Origin of the sequence: Achromobacter insuavis, from assembly GCF_902859645.1 — a bacterium.
Lineage (GTDB): Bacteria > Pseudomonadota > Gammaproteobacteria > Burkholderiales > Burkholderiaceae_B > Achromobacter > Achromobacter insuavis.
In genome coordinates, this window is sequence record NZ_CADIJR010000169.1 from 1 (window position 1) to 2,678 (window position 2,678).

3 protein-coding genes and 1 pseudogene are annotated in these 2,678 nt (G+C 67.9%); all 4 read left to right on the forward strand.

What is annotated here, in order from left to right:
* A partial coding sequence (locus tag H0523_RS31815; protein ID WP_180180309.1) for a flagellar hook-length control protein FliK occupies nt 1-701 on the forward strand: 701 nt, incomplete at its 5' end.
* 170 nt (nt 702-871) lie between these two features.
* A complete protein-coding gene (locus H0523_RS31820; protein WP_035360305.1) occupies nt 872-1,480 on the forward strand; it encodes a flagellar basal body-associated FliL family protein in 609 nt (202 codons plus the stop codon).
* Between the two features lie 2 nt (nt 1,481-1,482).
* Entirely contained in the window at nt 1,483-2,490 is a 1,008-nt protein-coding gene (fliM, locus tag H0523_RS31825; RefSeq protein WP_006394458.1) for a flagellar motor switch protein FliM, read from the forward strand.
* Nucleotides 2,483-2,678: pseudogene (locus H0523_RS31830) on the forward strand (flagellar motor switch protein FliN); the annotation flags it as partial. The gene fliM and the pseudogene H0523_RS31830, both read left to right, overlap by 8 nt.

The following is a 2,678-nucleotide window of genomic DNA, read 5'->3' on the forward strand; positions in this document are numbered from 1 at the left end:
CCGCGCAGCCCCGCGCCGCCAACGTGCGCGTGGCCGCCGCCGAGCCGGCGCCGGCCGCGCCGCAGCATGCGCGCACCGAAGAGGAAACCAACGCGCCGGCGCTCAGCACCGCGCAACAGTTCCAGGTGCCGCAGCACGCCGCCAACGCCCAGGATCACCTGGCCCAGGCCATCGCCGCCGCCTCGCAGCGCCAGCAGCCCGCGCCCATCGCCAACCCCGCCAGCGTCGCCGTGCCCGTTGTGCCGGTCGTGCTGCAGGTCGCCACCCCCGTGGGCGGCACGCACTGGGGCACCGAACTGGGCCAGCAGATGGTCGTCATGAGCAACAACGCGCGCCAGGGCACCCAGACCGCCGAACTGCGCCTGGATCCGCCCGACCTCGGCCCGCTGCGCGTCAGCATCAACCTGGCCGACGGCGTGGCCAGCGCCTCGTTCGTCTCGGCCCATGCCTCGGTGCGCCAGGCCATCGAAACCGCGCTGCCGCAGTTGCAGCAGGCGCTGGCCCAGGCCGGCATCTCGCTGGGTCAGACCAGCGTCGGTGAACAGGCCGCGCAGCAGGAATTCGCCCAGCAGAATGGCGGCGGTTCGCAGCGCCAGGGTGGCGGCAACGGCGCCGCCGTGGCCGACGGCGCGAGCGATGGCCAGGCGGTCGCCGTGACGGCTTCGCGCAACGCCAATGCGCTGGTCGACACCTTCGCGTAACAATCGCGCGGCCCGCGGCTGGCAACGGTTGCGGGCGGTGCAGCAATAGCTTGAGATACGCGGCTTTCGCCCTGTTTTTCGCCTCCAAGCCGGGGACGCATTTCGGGCAGAATGCTTTCATCCACTAAGAATCCGTTTTCATCAGCGGCAAAACACGCATCGACACCGAGATGGCGACTTCCAAACCCACAACCATGCCGCCGCGCGGCGCGCTTCCGACACGCTCCGGCGGCATAGGCCGCATCCTTCGCCCGTTGCTCATGATATTGGTGCTGTTGCTGGTGGCGGCCGCGAGCGCGGGCGCGACCTGGTTCGTCGCGCAGCGCATGCAGCCGCAGGGCGGCGCGCCGGTGCAGTTGGGCGTCGGCCAGACCGGCGGCCAGCCGGGCCAGCCCGGCGCCGCGGGTCCGCAAGCCACGCCGACCACCTTCGTTGCCCCGCCGACCACGCCGGCCGCGGTGCCCGCGCCGATCTTCGTGCCGATCGAGGCCTTCACGGTCACGCTGCAGAACGCCGACACCGAGCGCATCATGCACGTCGGCCTGACCCTGCGCGTCAGCGACGAGCAGACCCGTATCCGCCTTGAAAAGTACATGCCTGAAGTGCGCAGCCGCATCCTGATGGTGCTGTCTTCGCAATCGCCCACCGGCGTGCAGACGCAACAGGGCAAGACCGACATGGCCAACGCCATCAAGCAAGCCGTCAACCGCCCGTTCGCGCCCCTGCCGGACGGCCAGTATGTCACCGACGTACTGTATACGGCGTTCGTGGTGCAATAAGCATGGCCTACGAGGCGTTTCTTTCGCAGGACGAAGTCGACGCGCTGCTGGCCGGCGTCACGGGCGAGAGCGACAGCAAAAAGGAATCCGCGGGCCCCAACGACGGCGCCCGTGCCTATGACCTGAGCTCGCCGGACCGCGTGGTGCGCCGGCGCATGCAGACGCTGGAACTCATCAACGAACGCTTTGCGCGCCAGATGCGCAGCGTGTTGCTGAATTTCATGCGCCGCAGCGCCGACATCACCGTCGGTTCCATCAAGATCCAGAAGTACGCGGACTTCGAACGCAACCTGCCGGTTCCCAGCAACCTGAACATGGTGCAGATGAAGCCGCTGCGCGGCACCGCCCTGTTCACCTATGACCCGAACCTGGTGTTCCTGGTCATCGACAGCCTGTTCGGCGGCGATGGCCGCTACCACACGCGGGTCGAGGGCCGTGACTTCACCACCACCGAACAGCGCATCATCCGGCGCCTGCTCAACCTGACCCTGGAAAGCTACGGCAAGTCCTGGGACCCCGTCTACCCGATCGAATTCGATTACGTCCGCTCGGAGATGCACACCAAGTTCGCCAGCATCACCGGCAACAATGAAGTGGTGGTCGTCACCTCGTTCCACATCGAATTCGGCGCGACCGGCGGCGACCTGAACATCTGCCTGCCCTACTCCATGATCGAGCCGGTGCGCGACCTGCTCACGCGGCCGCTGCAGGAAACCACGCTGGAAGAAGTCGACCAGCGCTGGTCGCAACAGCTTTCACGCCAGGTGCGCAGCGCCGACATCGACGTGGTCGCCGAATTCGCGCGCATTCCGTCCAACATCCGCGAACTGATGCGCATGAAGGTCGGCGACATCCTGCCCGTGGATGTGCCGCAGACCGTCATTGCCCACGTCGACGGCGTGCCGCTGATGGAATGCGGCTACGGCGTCTTTAACGGCCAGTACGCCCTGCGCGTGCAGAACATGTTTACCTACGATACCGAATCTAACGAGGCCCCCGACCATGACTGACAAGAACGAGCCCGGCTCCGGCTCGTCCCCGGCCGACGACTGGGCCGACGCGCTCGCCGAACAATCCCGCGCCAATCCGCCCACCCAGGCGGATGGCCTGAAGCCCGCCCAGGACGACTGGGCCGCCGCCATGGCCGAGCAGACCGCCGCCACGCCGCCCGCCGCGGCCGCCGCGCCGGCGCCCGCTC

Excerpts from the sequence above, each read along its gene's own strand:
- H0523_RS31820 (WP_035360305.1), top strand. The coding sequence starts at position 872 with ATGGCGACTTCCAAACCCACAACCATGCCGCCGCGCGGCGCGCTTCCG.
- fliM (WP_006394458.1), top strand. The coding sequence starts at position 1,483 with ATGGCCTACGAGGCGTTTCTTTCGCAGGACGAAGTCGACGCGCTGCTG.